The 17,830-nt window shown below is 61.9% G+C and carries 22 protein-coding genes and 2 pseudogenes; 3 read left to right on the top strand and 21 right to left on the bottom strand.

The features are described from left to right. Nucleotides 1-411: pseudogene (locus AC0GNR_RS17795) on the bottom strand (IS21 family transposase); the annotation flags it as partial. 777 nt (nucleotides 412-1,188) lie between these two features. Between AC0GNR_RS17795 and AC0GNR_RS17790 the strand changes: the two are divergent. Both AC0GNR_RS17790 and AC0GNR_RS17785 read left to right on the top strand, forming a co-directional pair. After that, the gene (locus AC0GNR_RS17790) at nucleotides 1,189-1,461 is read left to right on the top strand and encodes a hypothetical protein (protein ID WP_472902178.1); all 273 of its coding nucleotides are present in this window, start codon (nucleotides 1,189-1,191) and stop codon (nucleotides 1,459-1,461) included. Then, nucleotides 1,461-1,898, top strand: coding sequence for a conjugal transfer protein TraM (locus tag AC0GNR_RS17785; RefSeq protein ID WP_011171734.1), 438 nt, complete (start codon nucleotides 1,461-1,463; stop codon nucleotides 1,896-1,898). Before AC0GNR_RS17790 ends, AC0GNR_RS17785 begins: the two co-directional genes overlap by 1 nt. A gap of 70 nt (nucleotides 1,899-1,968) precedes the next feature. On the opposite strand, the gene AC0GNR_RS17780 is transcribed toward AC0GNR_RS17785, so the two are convergent. From AC0GNR_RS17780 to AC0GNR_RS17690, 19 genes and pseudogenes are all read right to left on the bottom strand, one after another. After that, nucleotides 1,969-2,619: an IncP plasmid survival protein KfrC family protein gene (locus AC0GNR_RS17780; RefSeq protein ID WP_220812009.1), complete on the bottom strand. Its 651-nt coding sequence runs from the start codon at nucleotides 2,617-2,619 to the stop codon at nucleotides 1,969-1,971. Nucleotides 2,620-2,649: 30 nt separating this feature from the next. Continuing rightward, nucleotides 2,650-2,994: a KfrB domain-containing protein gene (locus tag AC0GNR_RS17775; RefSeq protein ID WP_472902177.1), complete on the bottom strand. Its 345-nt coding sequence runs from the start codon at nucleotides 2,992-2,994 to the stop codon at nucleotides 2,650-2,652. 16 nt (nucleotides 2,995-3,010) lie between these two features. After that, on the bottom strand, nucleotides 3,011-3,619 hold the full coding sequence (locus tag AC0GNR_RS17770; RefSeq protein ID WP_011171676.1) for a Fic/DOC family protein: 609 nt from the start codon (nucleotides 3,617-3,619) through the stop codon (nucleotides 3,011-3,013). Further along, on the bottom strand, nucleotides 3,616-3,804 hold the full coding sequence (locus AC0GNR_RS17765) for an antitoxin VbhA family protein (protein WP_011171677.1): 189 nt from the start codon (nucleotides 3,802-3,804) through the stop codon (nucleotides 3,616-3,618). Before AC0GNR_RS17765 ends, AC0GNR_RS17770 begins: the two co-directional genes overlap by 4 nt. Before the next feature lie 64 nt (nucleotides 3,805-3,868). Then, complete coding sequence (locus tag AC0GNR_RS17760) at nucleotides 3,869-4,954, bottom strand: DNA-binding protein (RefSeq protein WP_472902176.1); 1,086 nt, start codon at nucleotides 4,952-4,954, stop codon at nucleotides 3,869-3,871. A 129-nt stretch (nucleotides 4,955-5,083) separates the two neighbouring features. Then, complete coding sequence (gene ltrA / locus AC0GNR_RS17755) at nucleotides 5,084-6,373, bottom strand: group II intron reverse transcriptase/maturase (protein ID WP_472902179.1); 1,290 nt, start codon at nucleotides 6,371-6,373, stop codon at nucleotides 5,084-5,086. Nucleotides 6,374-6,508: 135 nt separating this feature from the next. Further along, a complete protein-coding gene (locus AC0GNR_RS17750; protein ID WP_011171679.1) occupies nucleotides 6,509-7,582 on the bottom strand; it encodes a transcriptional repressor gene korB in 1,074 nt (357 codons plus the stop codon). Continuing rightward, nucleotides 7,579-8,352: a ParA family protein gene (locus AC0GNR_RS17745; protein WP_162572150.1), complete on the bottom strand. Its 774-nt coding sequence runs from the start codon at nucleotides 8,350-8,352 to the stop codon at nucleotides 7,579-7,581. Before AC0GNR_RS17745 ends, AC0GNR_RS17750 begins: the two co-directional genes overlap by 4 nt. After that, on the bottom strand, nucleotides 8,349-8,657 hold the full coding sequence (locus tag AC0GNR_RS17740; protein WP_015063537.1) for a transcriptional regulator KorA: 309 nt from the start codon (nucleotides 8,655-8,657) through the stop codon (nucleotides 8,349-8,351). Before AC0GNR_RS17740 ends, AC0GNR_RS17745 begins: the two co-directional genes overlap by 4 nt. Before the next feature lie 161 nt (nucleotides 8,658-8,818). Beyond that, on the bottom strand, nucleotides 8,819-9,340 hold the full coding sequence (locus tag AC0GNR_RS17735) for a DUF2761 domain-containing protein (RefSeq protein ID WP_162572163.1): 522 nt from the start codon (nucleotides 9,338-9,340) through the stop codon (nucleotides 8,819-8,821). Between the two features lies 1 nt (nucleotide 9,341). Beyond that, a complete protein-coding gene (kleE, locus tag AC0GNR_RS17730) occupies nucleotides 9,342-9,665 on the bottom strand; it encodes a KleE stable inheritance protein (protein WP_075122821.1) in 324 nt (107 codons plus the stop codon). Nucleotides 9,666-9,781: 116 nt separating this feature from the next. Then, nucleotides 9,782-10,039: a stable inheritance protein KleA gene (gene kleA, locus AC0GNR_RS17725; protein ID WP_011171685.1), complete on the bottom strand. Its 258-nt coding sequence runs from the start codon at nucleotides 10,037-10,039 to the stop codon at nucleotides 9,782-9,784. A 189-nt stretch (nucleotides 10,040-10,228) separates the two neighbouring features. Beyond that, complete coding sequence (locus tag AC0GNR_RS17720; protein ID WP_011171686.1) at nucleotides 10,229-10,486, bottom strand: helix-turn-helix domain-containing protein; 258 nt, start codon at nucleotides 10,484-10,486, stop codon at nucleotides 10,229-10,231. A gap of 14 nt (nucleotides 10,487-10,500) precedes the next feature. Next, nucleotides 10,501-11,907 (bottom strand): klcB, encoded by a 1,407-nt coding sequence (locus tag AC0GNR_RS17715; protein WP_472902175.1) that lies wholly within the window; start codon nucleotides 11,905-11,907, stop codon nucleotides 10,501-10,503. Nucleotides 11,908-11,954: 47 nt separating this feature from the next. Then, nucleotides 11,955-12,389, bottom strand: coding sequence for an antirestriction protein (locus tag AC0GNR_RS17710; protein ID WP_011171688.1), 435 nt, complete (start codon nucleotides 12,387-12,389; stop codon nucleotides 11,955-11,957). 96 nt (nucleotides 12,390-12,485) lie between these two features. Next, nucleotides 12,486-12,770 carry a hypothetical protein gene (locus tag AC0GNR_RS17705; protein ID WP_015063519.1) on the bottom strand — a complete coding sequence of 95 codons (285 nt, stop codon included), beginning with the start codon at nucleotides 12,768-12,770 and terminating at the stop codon, nucleotides 12,486-12,488. Nucleotides 12,771-13,769: 999 nt separating this feature from the next. Beyond that, entirely contained in the window at nucleotides 13,770-14,798 is a 1,029-nt protein-coding gene (locus tag AC0GNR_RS17700; protein WP_162572157.1) for a DNA adenine methylase, read from the bottom strand. A 99-nt stretch (nucleotides 14,799-14,897) separates the two neighbouring features. Next, nucleotides 14,898-15,917, bottom strand: a complete 1,020-nt coding sequence (locus AC0GNR_RS17695; protein WP_172685325.1) for a NotI family restriction endonuclease — start codon at nucleotides 15,915-15,917, stop codon at nucleotides 14,898-14,900. Nucleotides 15,918-16,128: 211 nt separating this feature from the next. Further along, nucleotides 16,129-16,923 (bottom strand): annotated as a pseudogene (locus AC0GNR_RS17690) (Tn3 family transposase); the annotation flags it as partial. A 9-nt stretch (nucleotides 16,924-16,932) separates the two neighbouring features. Here AC0GNR_RS17690 and AC0GNR_RS17685 point away from each other — a divergent pair. Continuing rightward, nucleotides 16,933-17,364 (top strand): DUF559 domain-containing protein, encoded by a 432-nt coding sequence (locus tag AC0GNR_RS17685; RefSeq protein ID WP_177172921.1) that lies wholly within the window; start codon nucleotides 16,933-16,935, stop codon nucleotides 17,362-17,364. On the opposite strand, the gene AC0GNR_RS17680 is transcribed toward AC0GNR_RS17685, so the two are convergent. Then, nucleotides 17,361-17,830 (bottom strand): LysR substrate-binding domain-containing protein (locus AC0GNR_RS17680; protein ID WP_472902174.1); only part of this gene is annotated, 470 nt, incomplete at its 5' end. The two genes, AC0GNR_RS17685 and AC0GNR_RS17680, sit on opposite strands and share 4 nt — an antisense overlap.

The following is a 17,830-nucleotide window of genomic DNA, read 5'->3' as shown; positions in this document are numbered from 1 at the left end:
GGCTTGCCCGATCTGGATGTGGCCGAAGTGGCCCCAGTCGCATTGCCCCTGTTCACCGGGCAAGGTGCGCAGGCGCAAGTAGGCCTGTGCTGGGGGGCGCGGACGGTGGCGGGCGACGATGTGGCGAAAGTGGTCGGGGCGCCCCTCGTAACCGCGCTCGGCGGCCATGGTGTGCAGCCGGCTGGCCGTGAGGTTGGGGAACTGCTTCAAGGTCTCCTGGATAAAGGGCAGGTAGGGGGTCACGCCCGAAGTGCGTTGTGCGGGCACGATTGGGGCCGCGCCGGCCTGGGTGAGCACGCGCATGACGGTCTCGCGGTGCACGCCCAGCTGGGACGAGATGGTTCCCACCGGCCAGCGCTCGGCGTGGTGGTAGCGCAGGATCTGCGCCTTGAGTTCAGGTGAAATGGCCATGTGAGTCGGTACTCCATACGGAAGGTTGGGATGGATGGCGAAAGCGGCATCGCAGAAAGTCCTGACGCACAAAAGCCGAGACCGAACGGCCGCAAAACTGGCACTTGCAGCGCTGGCTTGCGTCTGGATTCAGAGCGGTTGCGTCGCTGGATGGGAGTACATCAGCGCAGGGCGGTGGTGGGCCACCCTGATGCGTCACTATTTGTTGGCGCGCGCGCCATTGCCCCTGGCGTGTGGCGTGAGCGTGGCGGCCCTTGCGGCTGTCCTGGTAGCGTTTGGCAGCGGCGCGCTGGGCGCAACTTCTGGCCTGGAGTGAGCAGACTGCGCTGCAGTAGCGCTGGCCGCGGTCGCAGTGGCTGCAGATGAGCACAGGGCTGCGACACAGGGCGCACAGAAAACGTCTGGGCGGTGGTGACGGCGGCTGTGGTGGTGCGTGTTGGGCAGTGGGCATGGGCGGTCCATTCCCATGCGTGGGCCCACGCTGCTGGACAGCCACGCCCGCTTCGTGAATACTGACAGCGGCAACGGCGCCCTCCAAAGCGGTGGGTCTCGGGGCGCGACAGTGGGTTTACCGGAAAGTGACTGTCACTGTCGCGCCTGCTTCTTACACAGGTAGGCGATATGTAACGCAAAACACCAGCGCTGCGCCATACCCCTGCGCTGGCTCAAGCCCGCTCGCCATGGCCAAAGCAGGCACGCTCAGGACACGTCTGTGCCCTGTGCAACGGGCACCCTTCGATTCAAAGGAAATTCAAAGCAGTCAGCTGACTGCCGCGGATGACCGCCACCGACTGCTTGCCGACACCAGATTTACGCGGGTTTAGAGCGCCGCTAACATACACGGCCAACAAGGCCCGCGTTTCGGCCATCGTGTCGATTCCAGCCCTCAAGGAAGAAACCTACGGCCGCGATCTGAGCGACATGCTGCAGGAACGTTTGACGTTCGATGAAGCCCTGGCGATGGACTCCCTCACGATCATGACCAGGCAGCGGCTCAAGATCGTGAAGGGCCAGCTCTTCGGCCAGCTCGATAGCGCAGCGGTGCTGTGATGGCCGACCAGGTAGAGGAACTCATCAAGGAGATTGCCGCGAAGCACGGCATAGCCGTCTCGCGTGATGATCCGATCCTGGTCCTGCAGACGATCAACAACCGGCTGATGCAGGACAGCTCCAAGGCGCAACAGGCCCAGCTCGATCAGTACAAGGAAGAGCTGGAGGCCCTGGCGCTCCGCTGGGGGACGGACGCCAAAGACAAGGCCGAGCGCATCCTGAATGCGGCACTGACCGCAAGCAAAGGGGCGATGGACAAGGCCATGCAGGAGAACGCCAAGAGCACGGCAGCCACGGTGCGCGCCGAGGTCGATGCAGCCTTGGGCCGTGTCGCTGGCCAGGTCAAGGATGCGCGGCGGATCGGCCTGCTGAACGTGCTTGCATCGTGCATCACGCTCGCGGCGGCGGCGGTTGCGTTGTGGGTAGCGCTGCGATAGCGCAGCGCCTGCAGGCGCGCATAAAAAAGCCCGGCATCGCCGGGCTTCTTTTTTTGGGGATGCGGCGCAGCTAGCGCGCCTGCGAAAGCCCTAGCCGCACGCCTCGGCCGGTTCGTTCGATCTGCTCTCGACGCTCGCGGTCCTGAGCCTGCTTTTTCTCCTGCTCTTCCTTGCGCTGCAGGGCTTCGTGCCGGCGCTGCGCTTCGCGCATGTCGGCCCATTCGCTGGCAAGCTCTGGCTCTTGAGCACGCAGCTTTCGAGCGGCAAGCTCTTCGATGCGGGGGGAATGGATGCCCATGCCCTCCTTGATTTCACGGACGGTTTCTAGCCGTCCGTGCAGGCGCTGCAAGGTGGCTTGCTGCTGCTGCATCTGCTGTTGCCACTTGGCACGGGTCGAGGGCAAAGCAAGCATGCCCGGCTGCTTGGCCTGCGCCTGCTGCATCCGGGATTCTTGCCGCTCGATCAGGTCTTCAAGCCGGTCCTCGATCCTTTCCGCCTGGTCGTGCTTCGCCTCGACCTGCGCCGCGAAAGCGGCGCTGTATTGAGACTCCAAGGGGGAGGCTTCAAGCAAGGCCGCTTGCTCGGCCTGGGCCTCCAGGGCGCGATCCTGCAGGGCGTCGGCTTGAACCTCTGCGTCTGCGCCGGCCTGGCGGGCACCGGCAAGCGTGGCGCGGGCGGTTTGCTGCGTCTGCTGCTGCAGTCGCTCCCTGGGAATGCTCATGGCCTTGGCTCCTTTTTAGCGGCTAAAGCTTCATCGGGACAACCCTCGCCCCAGCTTGATGGATGACGGGGCGACTTGCGCCTTGTCACCATCGTATTTGATGCTGGAATTGCTCCCGATTTCAGGTACTTTATCGAAATTCGTCCGGTCATGCTGGACGAACTGTTTGCCGACCTGTTGATACACATGATCTTTGTCGGCATGGACGATCACTCCATCGTGGCTCTGGCTCTTGTCGGCCTTGGTGGATAGGTGGATGTTGTAAATCCCCGGCTTGATCGGGCCGGCTTTTTCGACCTTATCCGTGGCCCACTGTCCTCCATGCTCGCTCTGAACGAGCCTCTGCCCGTTCATCACAAGAAGGCGCTGTTTCATTCCAATACTCCTAGACTCATGGGTTAAAAAAAAGCTGGTCTGGCATGCCAGCGCGAATAAGGCCAGCCATACCGCTTGAGTCGCCGTTGTAGGCCTCGATTGACGCCTGGGTCATGCTGGCCTGACTGACCCCGCTCCAGTCGATCCTGTGGCCCGCCTGCTGGGCCAGTTGCCCGATGAACTCACGCTGCGTCCTGCCGTTCCCTTCACGGAAGGGATGAAGCACGTTGATTTCCCCGAGATAGTGGCCGGCCCGCTTGCTGAACTCGTCGGCATCGAGGCCGCGCAAGAGCTGTTCCTTGGCAAGCTGCCCAAAGAGCTGCTGCGCCGCGCTCTGGATCGCAACCTGCCGGGCAAACATGGTGCTGCCTTTCGAGATTTCGACCTGGCGGATTTGGCCCGCCCAGTCGTACACGTCGCCAAAAAGGCGCTTGTGAATTCGCTGCAGGTGCGCTAAATCGAATTTGCCTTTAACGGGCTGCTCGCGCAATTCGCTGGCCCGCAAAAAGGAAAGGGTGGATTCGGCTTTATCGAGTCCACCCTGTTCCTTGATTCCAAGGAGATTGCGGAGAACACCCGTTTCGCTGTCCAGGTAAGGATCGCCGCGATCCCCGGCGTATTTCATGCCATTTCTAGCCGCATGCGCGCCTTGTACTGGTCCACGGCGGCACCGATGGTCATCTCGCCACGCGCCCAGCGCTCGGCGTCGGCCACGGCCTGCGCATCGGGCTCTAAGCCCTCGATGCGCTGGCTCGCAAGGGCGCTTTGCACCACGGCGCGGCGCTCGGTCTGTTCCTGCTCTGCGATCATGATTTTTGCCCCTCGGATGTAGCTGCCAAACAACATGCCATTTTAGCGCAAAACCCCCGAAATATCAGTCCTTTTTGGTACGTGAAACGGCCTTATCGGCTTTTTCCGAGTCTCGGAATGCGGCCATCAATTGCGTGTGCTGCTCCTTGAAGGCTTCGAGCTGGCCGCGCAGCCCTGCCGCCTCTTCCCGCGCCGCAGCCGCGTCCCGCTGCGCCTGGTCGCGCTCGGCCTGGGCACCAGTGAAGCGCTCGACCATGCGCGCCGCTTCCTGGGCGGCCGTCTTGCGCTGCTCCTGGTGCGCCTCTGCCTGGGACTCCGCACGGGCCTTGACGCCGGCCAGCTCGCTCCGCAACGCCTCGACCTGGACCTGAGCCTGGCGTAGTTGGTCGGCCAGCTTGACGCCTTCGGCCTCGGCCAGCTCCTGGCGCTGCTGCACCTTGTCGCGTTCGGTGCGCAGGCTATCGGCCGTGGCCTTGGCCTGGGCGGCGGCAGTCTCGGCCTCGGCGTGCGCGTGATCGAGTTCGGCGCGCAGCTCACCCGCCCGACGCTCAATTTCTTCGGCCCGGCCCTCGGCCACGGCGGCCCGCTGCTGCATGCCCAGCAGGGCGGTATGCCCTTCCTCGATCTGCTGCCGGCTCGCCTCGGCCAGCTCGGCCGCCTGGCGAGCCGCCGCCTCCAGCTCGGCAATGCGGCCCTGCGCCGCCTCCAGCTCGGCCGCCTGCGACTCGTAGGCGTCGGCCATCTGTTTGTTCAGCGTCTCGGCCTCGATGCGCTCCGCGTCCCAGCCCGCTTGCGCAGCCCGAAGGGACTCGTTCGCCAGCTCCTGGGCCTCCTTCCACAAGGACGCCAGCGCGGCGCTGCTGGCCTGCTGAACGGCCTCGGGCACCTGGACGGCCACCGGGGCCGCCTGGGCGGTCTGCGCACGCCGCCATTCCTTCATGCCAGCGCTGGCGTCGTTCATGTTGACGCGGGCGACCTTCCGCACGGCATCGACCGTGGGAAAGGCGGCCCGGCCGGCCTGCTCGTAGAGCGAATCAGCGGCGGCAAAGATGCGGTCGCGGGTGTCTTTGGCAAGTTCCATGGTGCGCGGCTCCGGGTTGAGTAATACGATAATAAGAATTATATTATTATTATTATTCTTACCTCTCAAGCGTTTAGCTAAACTTTTTTTAGCGGCTAAAACCGTGGGACAACGGCATAGGGGGCAGCCATTATCGGCTGCGCCCCTGCCACACCACCCGGCATGCGGGTCCGCACCGGGCGGTTCGAGAGTTTGAGGTTATGACAATCTCGGCACTCCCAGTCGGTCGAAGTACGCAATGGTGAGCACCGTCTTGATGACCCCGTCGCTGTTGCGCCACCAGCAGTGACAGTTGCCTGCCACCCTGGCCGCCACTTCGTCTGTTGCCCCCAGCACCTTGAGTTCGCGGTAGATCGCTTTTGGCTTCTTCCAGTGCTTGAGTTGAATGGCTCGCAATCGGTGGCGCAACCACTCGTCGAGCCTACGCCAGACCTTGGGCGTTTGCGCCAGCCCGAAGTACACCTTCCAGCCCAGGATGTAGGGCCGCAGTTTCTCTACCACTTGCCCCATGCTGCGCCCACCCGAGCGACGCGTGAGTTGCCGAATGCGGGCTTTGAAGTTGTCCAGCGCCTTGTGGGCCACTGCACATTTGACTTCCTGGCCCTTGGCCACCCACAGCGCGTAGCCCAGGAACTTGCGCCCAAAGGCGCTGGTCACCGCACTTTTGGCTTCGTTGATCTCAAGCTTGAGTTTGGCATACAACGTCCTGAGCAACGCCATCACCCGCTCGCCCGCTCGTCTGCTGCCCACATAGATGTTGCAGTCGTCGGCATAGCGCGCAAAGCTGTAGCCTCGCGCCTCCAACGCCTTGTCCACCTCGTCGAGCAACACGTTGGCCAGCAAGGGGCTCAGTGGCCCGCCTTGCGGCGTGCCTAAATGGCGCTCACTCACCACCCCGCCCGCCATGATTCCCGCGTTCAGGTACGCCCGAATCAGCCTGATCACTCCAGCATCATTGATGCGCTTTCTGAATCGGTCGATCAGAATGTCGTGGTTGACCCGGTCGAAAAACTTCGCCAGGTCCACATCCACCACCACGCGTTTACCCGATTGCACGTAGCTTCGCGCGGCCTTGACCGCATCGTGTGCCCGTCTGCCCGGACGAAACCCGTGGCTGTGCTTGCTGAAGGTGGGATCAATCAGGGGTTGCAGCACTTGCAGCAGTGCCTGTTGGATCAGCCGATCTGTCACCGTAGGAATGCCCAGCTCACGCTGGCTCCCGTCGGGTTTGGGAATCATCACTTTGCGCACCGGACTGGGCCGGTACCGTCCTGCCAGTAGCGCTTGACGGATGTCGGGCCAGTTCTGGCGTATCACTTGGGCGGTTTGCTCAATATCGAGCCCGTCCACCCCGGCTGCACCTTTGTTGGCCTTGACCCGCTTCCATGCGGCTTGCAGGTTCTGTCTCGTCAGCGCCATCTCCAGCAGGCCACCTGTGCCCACTTTCAACTTGGCCGACCCCGTGCGCTTCGCTTCGTTCGCTGTGATCAACTTACGGGAGGACTTTCACCTCCAAGAGTGCGCCCGTGCCGGGCGCACGAAAAAAAACCCGCCGGGAGCGGGCGGGCTTGTGGGGTGCGGCGTGGGCCTGGGCGCGGCCCTGCGGGGGAATCAGGGCTTGGTTTAGCCTTCCAGCAGGGCCACCAGAGTGACGCTGCTCAAGTTGGCTTCAAACTCTTGGCCGTCATCCTCGTACTTCAACCAGGCGAAGCCCTCGGCCGGTGGGCGACGGTTGAGGATCAGCCGGGCAGGGCGTTCGTTGTGCTGCACCTGGACGATGGCCTTTTTCAGCTTGTCGGGGTCGGGCTCCTTCTCTTCCTTCTTGGAGTCAGAACCTGAACCCTGCTCGCCGTCGCCAGCTTCGGCGTCCGTCTTTCCGGTGAGTACGTCTACCGTATTCGGATCGCGGTCGTCGTCCTCGTGCTTGCGCTTGTCGTCCAGAAACTCGCGCAGCAGCTTGACCGAACCCCGCGTGATTTCCTGGTTCTCATCTTCCAGCCAGTCCGTGACCTCCTGCGGCTTCTTCTTGAACGCCGTCACCAGCTCGTTGACCACGGTAACGTCCTTGACGCGGCCCGAGTTGAACGCCTCGGCAATGGGATCAGGCAAGTCCAGCAGCGCGGCATGCTGCGTCACGAAGGCGGGCGACTTGCTGATGGCCTTGGCAATCTCGCCCTTCTTGACTCCCTTCGCCAGCTCGCGGCCGATGTAGTCGGCAATCTCGCGGGCCGTCAGTTCATTGCGCTGCAGGTTCTCCACCACCTGGTCGGCCTCGTTGTAGTCGTTGTCGATGAAGCCGGGGATCGTGGCCTTGTCGGCTCGCTTCGAGCCACGGAAGCGACGCGCGCCGTGGTTGATGAGGTAGCGACCAGGCGCATCCGGGTTGTCGCGCACGGAAATGGGGGTCTTGACGCCACGGAGGCGGATCGAGGCGGCCAGCTCGTCCAGGCTCTCGTCGGAGAAACCGGGGTTGTCCTCTGTGCGCGGCTGGTGCGGGTCTTCATCAATCAGGCCCATGTCCAGGTCCAGCGGCCCGCCACCGTTCGCGGCGGCCGTAGGGCCGGCCAGGAGCGCCGACAGGTCGCCCATGCCCTCCAGGCCCAGCCCACCGGCTTGCGGCTTCGCCTCGGCCTCGGGAGCGGCCTTTGCAGGCGTCTTCGACTTGGGGGCAATCTTCTTGTTTGCGGCGGTGCTCATTGCGCGATCTCCATCTTTTCAAAAACATAGGCGGCCAAAGCGCGAACTTCGTGCGTGGCCTTGCGGGCGGCGGTCTTCCTGATCTTCCAGACGGGCACCCCGGACGCCAGGGCGTCGGCAATGCTGCTGCGCAGGCCGATGCTGGCCGGCGCCATCAGCTTCGGATAGGCCGCCTGTAGCTCGACCTGGTGGCGCACATGGCGCGGGTTCCTCGCGTCTACCTTGGACGGCACCATGCCCAGGAACTGCAGGCCGGCGTTCTCCTTGCGGACGTTCATGATCGTGGTCAGCATCATCTTGATGCCCTGAATGCTGTACGCCTCCAGCTCGATAGGGGACAGCACGCAATCGGCTGCGTAGAGCGCGGCCACCAGGGCAACGCCAAGGCCGGGTGCCGTGTCGATCAGGCACACGTCGAACCCTTGGCCAGCCAGCGCCTTGAGGTTGGCTTTCAGGTTCTGCTTGGCCTTGTCCAGCGGCAGAAAAACGGCATTGGCCAGCTCGGGATCTGCTTCGATCAGGGCCAGGCGTGCGCCGTCGCTATCGGCCGCGGCTGCGCCTCGCCAGCCATCGGCCGGCACCGGACCAAAGAAACCGCTCGCCCGAGCCTCGATCTTGTACTGCGCCAGGGTGAAGGAGGCATTGGCTTGCGTGTCCAGGTCGATTACGGCAACGCGAAGGCCACGCTCCAGGAAGTCGAACGCCAGGTGAACAACACTCGAAGTCTTCCCGACTCCGCCTTTCTGTTGAGCGACGACCAGGGTTTTCATTTCTTGGGTTCCTTCTTCTTTGTCGCCGCGTCCTCGGCCCACTTCTTGACGATGAACGCCTGATGCTCCGGCAGCACTGCCGAAACCCGCTCGTACCCCTGGGGTACGTTCTTGGACGAAAACGCCGTCCACACCCTGCTCACGGCCTGCGAGACTGCCCCTTTGGTCAGTCCCAGCGACGTGATGAAAACCGCTTGCGGCTGGCCCAAAACCAGCACGCCCCGCGCTATTTCGATGGTCTGCTGGCCCACGTCCAAGCCCTTTATGCACGCCTGGAACTGGGCTTCGGTTAGCCGTTTCTTCATGGATTGCACCCATATCATTGACTCCGCGCCTAGTTAAAAAAAGCTGGTGACAGCCAGCACCCATAAGACAAAGTTTAGCTAAACTTTGTCCTTGAGTCAAGCGTTTTAGCCGCTAAAATTTTCTTTGGCACGAAAAACGGCCCGAAAAAACGGGTCACCTGTTAATGCGCCTTTGCCTGGCGGATTGCGCGTACTGCCGCACCCCTGGCAAGCGCTTCCCGCCAGCACTCGGAATCGAGACTGCACGCGCTGCGCGTAGTGCCGTCCGGCATGTCGTAGAACACTGCCGGGCGGCTCTCGATGAGGCTTTCGATGCGCAAGGCCGATGCATCAAGCCCAAGGTCGCCCGCAATCACGGCCAGCGCCTCACGTCGCTCGTCTTCCTCCTTGGCGTTCAACCGGGCCGCGTCAGCGGCACCCAGGAAGATCGTCATCAACGGCCCGACTGTCGAAACCGAACCGTTGGCAAAACAAATGTCATACGACCCACCGGCCGCGTGTGGATCAACACCTTCCACCAGCTTCCACGGATCAAGGCCCCATTCCTCCGACTTCTGGCTGTACCAGTAGGCCGGTGCATCGCCGTTCAGGTCGCTATCGGCGTAGGCCCGGACCAGCACCGCCACCCGGCCCGTGTTCGGGCACACGTAGCCAAGCGGATAAGGGCGCAGCATCTTCGTCATGTCAAATTCCTTTGGGCTTGTAGATGGATACGAAATACGTCAAGGCCACCAGCACAGCGAAGTGCGCGAGGAACGTCCAGCCGGCGAAAACGCCCGGCGTGTTCCAGTGGTAGACCATGCGGATGAACTGAAAAAACACGTCAATCGAGACGATCCATTTCAGCAGCGGCCACACCAGGACGACGACAACCCAGACGGCCTTGACCACGGGCGCGAACAGGCCCCGGCGCGGCGCGGCAGGCGCTGGCTTCTCCTGCGCTGCCGGCTCCGGTGCGACCTCGGCGGGTGCCTCGGCCTTGCCTGGAAACTTGATGATGTTCGTCATCGCTTGACCCCTTTTCGCATTGCCTATCCAATGCAGGGTGCAACCGCGCCTATGGTTGGGCCTTTGGTGTGACAGCACCAGGGCCGAATGCCCCGGATCACTCCGGGGCGTTCCTCCTACCAATCAGCTCGGCGCTTCGCCTGCTCTACTTCCTCATAACCCCATTTCCCCTTGGCGTCGCCCTCCAGGCTCAACGCTGCGTAGTACGCCTTGGCGCGCAGCTCGGCCGCCTTGTTCAGCAACCCCGTTGCTTGCTCTGTCAACGCCGCTGCTTCGTCCATCACTACAGCGATTTGATCGCGTCGAGCGGGAAAGTCGGTAGCGGGTGCGCCTGCAAGTTGATCGACCCACGGCATGATCGGTGCCTTGTTCATCGGATGGTTCTCCGGTTATTGACCTGAGCGGTATGCCCGGCCTTCTAAGTAACATGATAGGGCAAAATGCCCTAGCTGTCAACTGATTTAACGAAATATTTTCGCTAAATTGCCGTGAAAATCTTCTTCCTTGGCGTAAAAATTCGGCGCAGCCGGGGTATTCATGGCTTTAGCCGCTAAAGCGGCTAGCTAGTCCTTCTTCCAGATTTGGCCCAAATTGCCGAAGTCGCACAGCAAGGCCCATGCGGCATAGGGGATGGCCGAATCCCCGCCGATCCAGCGGCGTACGGTTCTATCGCCCTTTGCCCCCAGCCCGAGGGCTTTCGCGGCTTGGCCTCCCGTGAAGCCCGCCGCTTTCAGCGCCTCGCGCACCTCTTCGCCGGTCGGCTGCTCCCAGCCGTCGTTTGCGGGCCGCAGGCATTCAAGCCTGATATTTGCCTCTGACATTGCATTGCTCCTGGTCATAGGATGCGCAAGGCATCCATGCTGTAAATCGACTCAATACAGCGCGGGTCTGAATCCACCACGCGCCGCCCATTCCGGTTGATTTTGTACGTTACGGGTCGATCCTCATGCGCGAACACCTGGCGGGTGTCTGCGGCAACTCTGGTCACGACCACTTTTTTGCCTATGTCCTTGGCGAAAACAGGATGGTGGACGCTCTTGATCTGGCACCGAACGCCCTTGAAAAACGCCTCTGTCGCCGGGGGTTCCTCGTAGTAGTAGTCGTCGCTCTCGGCAGCAGGGGAGGGCGCTACGTCTTCTTCCTTGGCGTCGATCCGGGCCGGCACGGCCTTGGCGGCCCCCCTGGCCGCCTTGACTTTCAGGCGCGCAGCTTCGGCCCACTTCTTGACGATGAATGCCTGGTGCTTGGTCAGGACGGCATCCACCAGCACGAACCCGGACGGCAGTGGTTCGGCCAGGTCATCGGCTCCCACCGGCTCGATGGCCCGCGCCCGCCTGGGCGGTTGCGCCATGCCAGCCAGCCAGGGGCGCACCGGCTTGGCGGCATGCCTGTTTTGCGCTTCGGCTGTCAGGTAGCGACGATGCGCTTTGAGATAGCCGGCGAACACGGCGGCGGCCACCTGGTCAACGGTCATCCCGCCCTGTGCCGTCTCGAAATGCGAACGGTAGCCCGTCTCTGAGATAAATGGCCCGTCCAGGTCAACGACATGGAACGCGAAATGCCGATCCAGCAGCGAACCAAAGCCATCACCGACTTCCACCAGGCAGCGCACGCCGGCCGACTCCATCAGGAATTCCCCCGACTGGCCCCACATCGGCACCACGCCAGGCGCGGCGCTGCAATGTAGCTCGATCAACGTGCCGGCCGCCTCGGGGTTCCCGCCATCCTTGCAGCCTTGGTACGTGCCGCCGTTGAGCTTCCAAATGCTCGCGTCGTAACGATTCGCGGCTGCTTCGGCGGCAGCGCCGTCGCTGGCCAGCACGGCCGCGTGACAAGCGGCCACGGCCTCGGCCGCGACCGCCAGCAGGCCGGCCCGCTCTTCGGGCAGCTCGGCCGCCAGGTCCGCCGCCGCCTCGTCGCGCTCGCGTAGTCGCTCCTCGACGCCCCCGGCCTTCTTGGCGCGCTTCTTGGTCTTCACGGCGGCCGGCGCTGCCGGCGTCGGATGCTTGACCAGGTGCGAGTCGATGCACTCCGGTTTTCGGTCGTCGTCGCAGAAACGCAGGCCGTCCACCACGCAGCAGCCCGGCAGGGGGTATTGCATCCAGTATTCGGGCTCGGGGTAAGGGTGCAGCAGCTCGCCGCACGCATGGCAGCGCTCGGCTGCGCCCACGTCCCCATCCGCGAGAAGGCGGCCGGGCTCGATGGCCGCATTGCGCCGGTCGGTTCTGTCTTCATGATCCATGATCGCGCTCCAGGTGGCCCCAGCCTTTCGGCTGGAGCCGGCCCCCTTTAGTCGATCGCTCGGAAGATTTCTGCGGCCTCGGCGTGGTCGCGTGCGAAGTCGCGCAGGAAGTGGTAGCGGTCGATCAGCACATCCGCCACGTCCGTGCCCTGGTTGTCAGCGGCAAGCTGGCCCAAGGTGAACAGGGTTGCGACGATGCCGGCCGCATCGGCCGACAGCTCGCCGCTGTACCCGTTCCCGTCGACCTCCAGGCACAGCCGGCCAGTCAGCTCGGGCGCGAGATAGAACCCGCCGTTGCTCAGTTCGTAGTAGTTCCAGAACCCGCCGTTGTAGTCTTCACTGAGCCGGCGCAGCCAGGCATACACCAGCGATTCGCCGCGCATCATCAGGCGCGGTCCGAAGTAAGTAGGTAGGAAGGTAAGCCGGCGATTACTGGCGACCAGGGACGCGGTGACGGGTTGGTTTGCTTGGGTGTCGTTCATCGGAGTTCTCCGGTTGTTGACCTGGGCGAAATGCCCGGCCTTCAAAATGAATTATAGGGCAAAATGCCCTAAGTTACAGCAATTTAGCTAAACTTTTTAGCCGCTAAAGCGGGAATCGTTGGCCGCTTTGGCTTGGCCGCGCTCGACGGCCTGAGTGATGCGTTCCTTCACGGCCTCGACAGCCTTGCGGAACTGCTCCAGGTCGTAGGGCGTGGCGCGCTTGCATTCGCAGTGCTCGACCTCGGCCAGCACGCGGCCGGCGACGGCTCGCCAGTTGTCCAGCTCGTGGGCACCGACGCAGGCGTGGTAATCGACGTTCGCCAGTCGAAACAGGTGATCGGCTTCGGCACGAAAGGCGGCCACTTTCAAAGTCTTGCTCATCGGAAATGCTCCGGTTGTTGACCTGGGCGAAGCGCCCGGCCTTGCCATCAATTATAGGGCAAAATGCCCTATTCCGTCAACCCGTACCCGCGTTTCTTTGACACTTGAGGGGCCACTTCTCCCAGCAATCCGACTAACGGTCGCCGGCCCTTTTCCCCTTGGAGTAAAACCTTGCGGCCGTTGCGCTGCGCGGTCCTTCCATCGTGGCCGCGATGGTTGAGCTGCATGGAGAGTTGCAGGAGTCCAGAGGGGCGCAGCCCCTTTGGGCATAGCGCAGCGACCTAGAGACGAAATTAGGGCTGTTGCAGGCGCTTGCGCCTGTTTGGTAGCCCTCTGCGCCGTTAGGCGCAGCTCGAATGCAGGTGAGGCCGAAGGCCGAGGGGCGCAGCCCCTGGGGGGATGGGAGGCCGCTTGCGGCCGGGTGGGATCGAGAAGGGGGGTCTCCCCCCTTCGGCGCGTGCTTTTTAAGCACGCAGGTTAATAACTACGGTTTATAAAATTTGGTTTAAAAAGTGGTTATAAAGCGGTTAGCGCATCGGAAAACATGCCGTAAGTCGTTGATACGCCAAGAAAAAAGCAAAACCGCTGCCCCTCAAGTGTCTAGGGTGCGCCCCTCAAATGTCTGTAGTTGGCCCCACAAGTGTCAACGAAGCCGCCCCCCAAGTGTCTAGGGTTGCGCCCCTCAAGTGTCTATAGAAATCGGGCTTTTCCACAGGCTTATGCACAGTTCCTGTGCATAACTTGACCGCGGCGAGCGCTTGCAGGCACTTGGCCACGCCTGGCCAGGCTGAAAACCGACGTTTGCCCCTCAAGTGTCTGCAGTGCGCCGGGGTACTCTGCCCCCCAAGTGTCAATGAACGCCCCCCAAGTGTCACGGTGAGCCGATTTGTCCACAAGCCGCCCACAGGGCGCGGGTGGATCTTCGGCAGACCTGGTGTGATTTCCATCGCTGAATCAGACTGAACATCGCTCGGCGCGACTGCACACCATTCGCTACAACTAGGGCTTCAAGATCAACAGCTCGCGGATGACTTCATGGTGGGTGTTCTTCATCGGCACCGGCTCAACGCGGAAGCCGTGACGCTCTGCCATCGAGCGCACTTCGGGCGCGTCGTCATAGGTCAGCATCACTGAACCACGCACCGAGGCCATGAGCGCGAACAGCCCTTCATGGTCGATTTCGTTGTGGGTGTAGAGCCGTGCCCCGGCCTTCTTGCCGCCTGCGGTGTACGGCGGATCAACGAAGAAGAACGCATTGGCATCATCAGCGTAGCGCTGCACCACCTCGAAGGCGTCGGCCTGCTCGAAGGTGATCCGATCGCGCATGGCCTGCAAGGCTTCGATGCGACGGGCCAGCGTTTCGGGATACCAGCGCGAATTGAGGCCGCGCCCGGCCTCTCCGGTCTTAACGAGGCCAGCGCCTGCGGCCATGATGCCGCCGCGCTGCATCCGGTTTTTGACGATGGTTCGGAAGGCCCGGCCGCGAATGCTCTTGGGGTTGCCGTCGAGGATCTCCCGGACGTTCTCAAGGTTCACATCGAAGTCGATGATCTGCTTGCAAAGCCACTTCACGTCAGCGGGCTTGCCGTGGAAGATGGTTTGCCAGACAGCGGCCACATCGTCGTCCAGTTCGCCCAGAAAGACGTGTTCGGCCAAACCCTCAGCGGCGGCCGACAGGCCCGCCATTGCTCCACCCGCGAAGGGTTCCACAAACACCGATGGCGTGATCTTGGATGCCGTCAGCCACTTGCGCACCTCTGGGACAAGCCACGTCTTGCCGCCCGGATAGCGGAACGGACTGAGCTGGCGAACCTGCGCAACGTTCGTCGGGGCTTTCTTGTCGTGGAGTTGTTCAACCAGTGAGGCCAGCGCCTGCGCTTTGTCGGGGTCAACGAAGTGATGCCGCAGCCCTTCAAGGGCCGGTTTGCATTCGCTGTGAACCAGTACCGTGGCGCGGGTGACGCCTTGCTCTTTCAGGCGTTCGATGCGGCGGTTCTGCCGTTGTAATGCAGTGGCGTCGGTTGTCATTGTTATTTTCTCCGTGAACATTCACGGAGCGTAACAAGGACGTATAGGCGCGTCAAGACCCGTGAATGTTCACGGTCTTGTCAAACAAGCAACTTGTGGTCATTTTGCGGCGTCGGAGCCGTTGCCGTTCTCAAGCGGCAGACCGTCCTCGACCGGCTCAGTGATGGGCACCGGGTGAACGATCTTGTCAGTGATGCGAGTCTCAAACACCGGCAGAGGAACCGGCTTGCCACCCGTCAGCCCTTCCACCGAGCGCTCAAGCGTGGTGTAGCGGACTTCATCCCGCACGATGCGCGTGCGCTTCTGGCCTTCGACCTCTTCAAAGCGGACGATAAACCATGCAATGTCAGCATTGGATATGTCGGCCACGTTGTCCATCTCACCGATGGAATCGAAGAAGGCGCGATCAACGACCACGGCCATCTTCTTGCCCCAACGGCGCAGCGTGGGGACTTTGATTTGAAGCTGCGGCATCAAGCGCTTGGGGCCGCTGCTGCGGTAGTCCGGGCGACGACGACCGGCCGGGAAAATGACCCAATCCACGGCGTCGTCGTTGAAGGCTTCAAACTCGCCCTTCATGGCGTTACCGCTGAAATAGACGGCCTGAATCTCAAGGGCAGCCCAATTCATCGGGGCTTCCTTGGGCGTCTTGGAGCTGACCAGAACCATGTCGATTCGGCCCACGTCATCGCCGCCTTCGCTGTCGGTCGATGCCCCGGCTTCGAGGAAGCCGACTTCACCGACCAGCAGCGGGTCAGGGTCGCCAAGGATGGTTTCGCCTACCCACTTGAACACGTCGAGTTCATCGTGGAAGCGATAGGGGCAGGTGGCGCGGAGGTCGCCTTGCTTGCCCTCAACAGGGACACCGACCGCCCGGCCGTTGTCTGGGTGTGTGTTGTAGGAGTAGAGCCGGAGCGAACACACCCCGCCATCCTTGGAGCAGACAGCGCCTGTTTTGCGCGCCTGAAAGGGGCAGGGTTGTGGGGTTCGCTCTTTCTTCGGCTTGAGGACTTCGGCGGCAAGCTGGCGGCGTTCCTCCCCGGAAAGCTGCGTCAGATTGAAGCCGAACCACTCCCCGATCCCGAATCGTGGCGTTATGTCTTTTGGTTTTTTTGCCATAACCTTATAACGTAACACATTGGACAGTTGCGTGCCGAGGGGTAAAGCAAACAGTCGTCCGCAGTTTTGTGCGGCAGTCGAGGGCAACCTGGAAACCTGCCGTTTAAGTGCGGCGCCAGTCGGGTTGATCGTTGGAAGTCACACCTGGCCCCCGGGCAGGGATCGGTCGGCCTTGGATGGGGTCGTCTCAGAAAACGGAGAATAAAGCACGTTAAGCCGATTGCAGAGGTCGCAACGGCCTGAACTTGCCCGCGCCGATCTTGGCGCTGCTGCGCCAGAGGTAATCGCCGGTCAGATTGATGTGTTCCCAGCCCAACGGCGACAGGTACTGCAATAGCGTTTCATCGACGGCATGGCCGTTGCTACGCAACGCATGCGCTGCGCGCTCCAGGTAGACCGTGTTCCACAGCACGACAGCCGCCGTCACCAGATTGAGGCCGCTGGCCCGGTAGCGCTGCTGCTCAAAGCTGCTGTCGCGGATTTCGCCCAGCCGGTTGAAGAACACGGCGCGGGCCAGTGCATTGCGTGCTTCGCCTTTATTCAGCCCGGCATGGACGCGGCGGCGCAGCTCAACGCTTTGCAACCAGCCCAGGATGAACAACGTCCGCTCGATGCGCCCCAGCTCACGCAGGGCGACAGCCAGGCCGTTTTGGCGCGGATAGCTGCCGAGTTTCCTAAGCATCAGCGAGGCCGTCACCGTGCCTTGCTTGATCGAGGTGGCCAGGCGCAGAATTTCGTCCCAATGGGCGCGGACGTGCTTGATGTTGAGAGTGCCGCCGATCATCGGTTTCAGCGCGTCATAGGCGGCTTCGCCTTTCGGGGTGTAGAGCTTGGTGTCGCCCAGGTCTCGGATGCGCGGTGCGAAGCGGAAGCCCAGCAGGTGCATCAAGGCAAAGACGTGATCGGTGAAGCCCGCCGTGTCCGTGTAATGTTCCTCGATGCGCAGGTCGGACTCGTGGTACAGCAGGCCGTCAAGCACGTAGGTGGAATCGCGCACGCCGACATCCGTTTAGACATGCAAGTGAAGGTCGATAACTATCGCTTGGACTTCGTTGCCAACCGGACTTTCATCATTGAGATCGACGGTGCCGCTTGGCATTCATCTCCCGAGGCGGTGGAGCGCGACAGAGTGCGCGATGCAGCTATGGTGGCGAAGGGCTATAAGGTGCTGCGCATACCCGCTAAGGTGGTACTAAATACGCCCAAGGAGGCGGTGAGGCGTGTAGACGTGTACCTGGGGCGAATCCAGCCAGAACCTGCTGTATCAAATATTAGGAAGTCGTTGAACGAGCTACTCAAGCATCAGCAAGCGCTTTCAACAGATCCAGTGATGAACCCAGCGGCCAAGAATGTTTTGTTTGTGGAGAAGGATGGCGCGAAGCTGGATGCAGAGGTGGATGCACGGACCATGCCCCACGGCTGCATGGAATCCAAGTTCCATACCTAGGCAATTTTCTGACTTACGCTATGCGCCAAACCCAGGAAGATCGAGATCAGTGGAGCTTGATGCCGCTCCTTTCTACAGATGAAGTGCACCTGTGTCGCCATGCTGGTGTCTGAAATAGTTAACTTAACAAGGCGAGGATCCGGCCTGTAGGCTGTTTCCGCCACGACGCCTAGGCCCAGCCCCTCCGCCACCGCCTCTCGAACGGACTCGCGGCTGCCCATCTCCAGAGCCACCTGCACCTCGACGCCTCGCTCCTTTAGTTCTTGTTCAAACACGCGTCTGGTCGTCGATCCTTCCTCTCGGATGACGAACCTCTGACCCTGCAGATCACGCAGTTTGAGAGTGGCCCGTTGCGCGAGTGGGTGTTGGGTGTTGCCGAATATCACCAATCGCTGGGTACGGTAAGCCGCGCCAAATAGATCTGGGTGAGCGACGTGATTGAGCACCATGCCCACGTCTCCCTGGT

The sequence above is a fragment of the Hydrogenophaga sp. LT287 genome (genome assembly GCF_055702805.1).
The sequence above is the reverse complement of the archived record's forward strand: the minus strand, read 5'-3'. Positions and strand labels throughout refer to the sequence as shown.

Bases quoted from the DNA above. Each gene is read 5' to 3' on its own strand.
- AC0GNR_RS17790 (WP_472902178.1), top strand. From the start codon at position 1,189: ATGACCGCCACCGACTGCTTGCCGACACCAGATTTACGCGGGTTTAGA.
- AC0GNR_RS17785 (WP_011171734.1), top strand. From the start codon at position 1,461: ATGGCCGACCAGGTAGAGGAACTCATCAAGGAGATTGCCGCGAAGCAC.
- AC0GNR_RS17780 (WP_220812009.1), bottom strand. From the start codon at position 2,619: ATGAGCATTCCCAGGGAGCGACTGCAGCAGCAGACGCAGCAAACCGCC.
- AC0GNR_RS17775 (WP_472902177.1), bottom strand. From the start codon at position 2,994: ATGAAACAGCGCCTTCTTGTGATGAACGGGCAGAGGCTCGTTCAGAGC.
- AC0GNR_RS17770 (WP_011171676.1), bottom strand. From the start codon at position 3,619: ATGAAATACGCCGGGGATCGCGGCGATCCTTACCTGGACAGCGAAACG.
- AC0GNR_RS17765 (WP_011171677.1), bottom strand. From the start codon at position 3,804: ATGATCGCAGAGCAGGAACAGACCGAGCGCCGCGCCGTGGTGCAAAGC.
- AC0GNR_RS17750 (WP_011171679.1), bottom strand. From the start codon at position 7,582: ATGAGCACCGCCGCAAACAAGAAGATTGCCCCCAAGTCGAAGACGCCT.
- AC0GNR_RS17745 (WP_162572150.1), bottom strand. From the start codon at position 8,352: ATGAAAACCCTGGTCGTCGCTCAACAGAAAGGCGGAGTCGGGAAGACT.
- AC0GNR_RS17740 (WP_015063537.1), bottom strand. From the start codon at position 8,657: ATGAAGAAACGGCTAACCGAAGCCCAGTTCCAGGCGTGCATAAAGGGC.
- AC0GNR_RS17735 (WP_162572163.1), bottom strand. From the start codon at position 9,340: ATGACGAAGATGCTGCGCCCTTATCCGCTTGGCTACGTGTGCCCGAAC.
- kleE (WP_075122821.1), bottom strand. From the start codon at position 9,665: ATGACGAACATCATCAAGTTTCCAGGCAAGGCCGAGGCACCCGCCGAG.
- kleA (WP_011171685.1), bottom strand. From the start codon at position 10,039: ATGAACAAGGCACCGATCATGCCGTGGGTCGATCAACTTGCAGGCGCA.
- AC0GNR_RS17720 (WP_011171686.1), bottom strand. From the start codon at position 10,486: ATGTCAGAGGCAAATATCAGGCTTGAATGCCTGCGGCCCGCAAACGAC.
- AC0GNR_RS17715 (WP_472902175.1), bottom strand. From the start codon at position 11,907: ATGGATCATGAAGACAGAACCGACCGGCGCAATGCGGCCATCGAGCCC.
- AC0GNR_RS17710 (WP_011171688.1), bottom strand. From the start codon at position 12,389: ATGAACGACACCCAAGCAAACCAACCCGTCACCGCGTCCCTGGTCGCC.
- AC0GNR_RS17705 (WP_015063519.1), bottom strand. From the start codon at position 12,770: ATGAGCAAGACTTTGAAAGTGGCCGCCTTTCGTGCCGAAGCCGATCAC.
- AC0GNR_RS17700 (WP_162572157.1), bottom strand. From the start codon at position 14,798: ATGACAACCGACGCCACTGCATTACAACGGCAGAACCGCCGCATCGAA.
- AC0GNR_RS17695 (WP_172685325.1), bottom strand. From the start codon at position 15,917: ATGGCAAAAAAACCAAAAGACATAACGCCACGATTCGGGATCGGGGAG.
- AC0GNR_RS17685 (WP_177172921.1), top strand. From the start codon at position 16,933: ATGCAAGTGAAGGTCGATAACTATCGCTTGGACTTCGTTGCCAACCGG.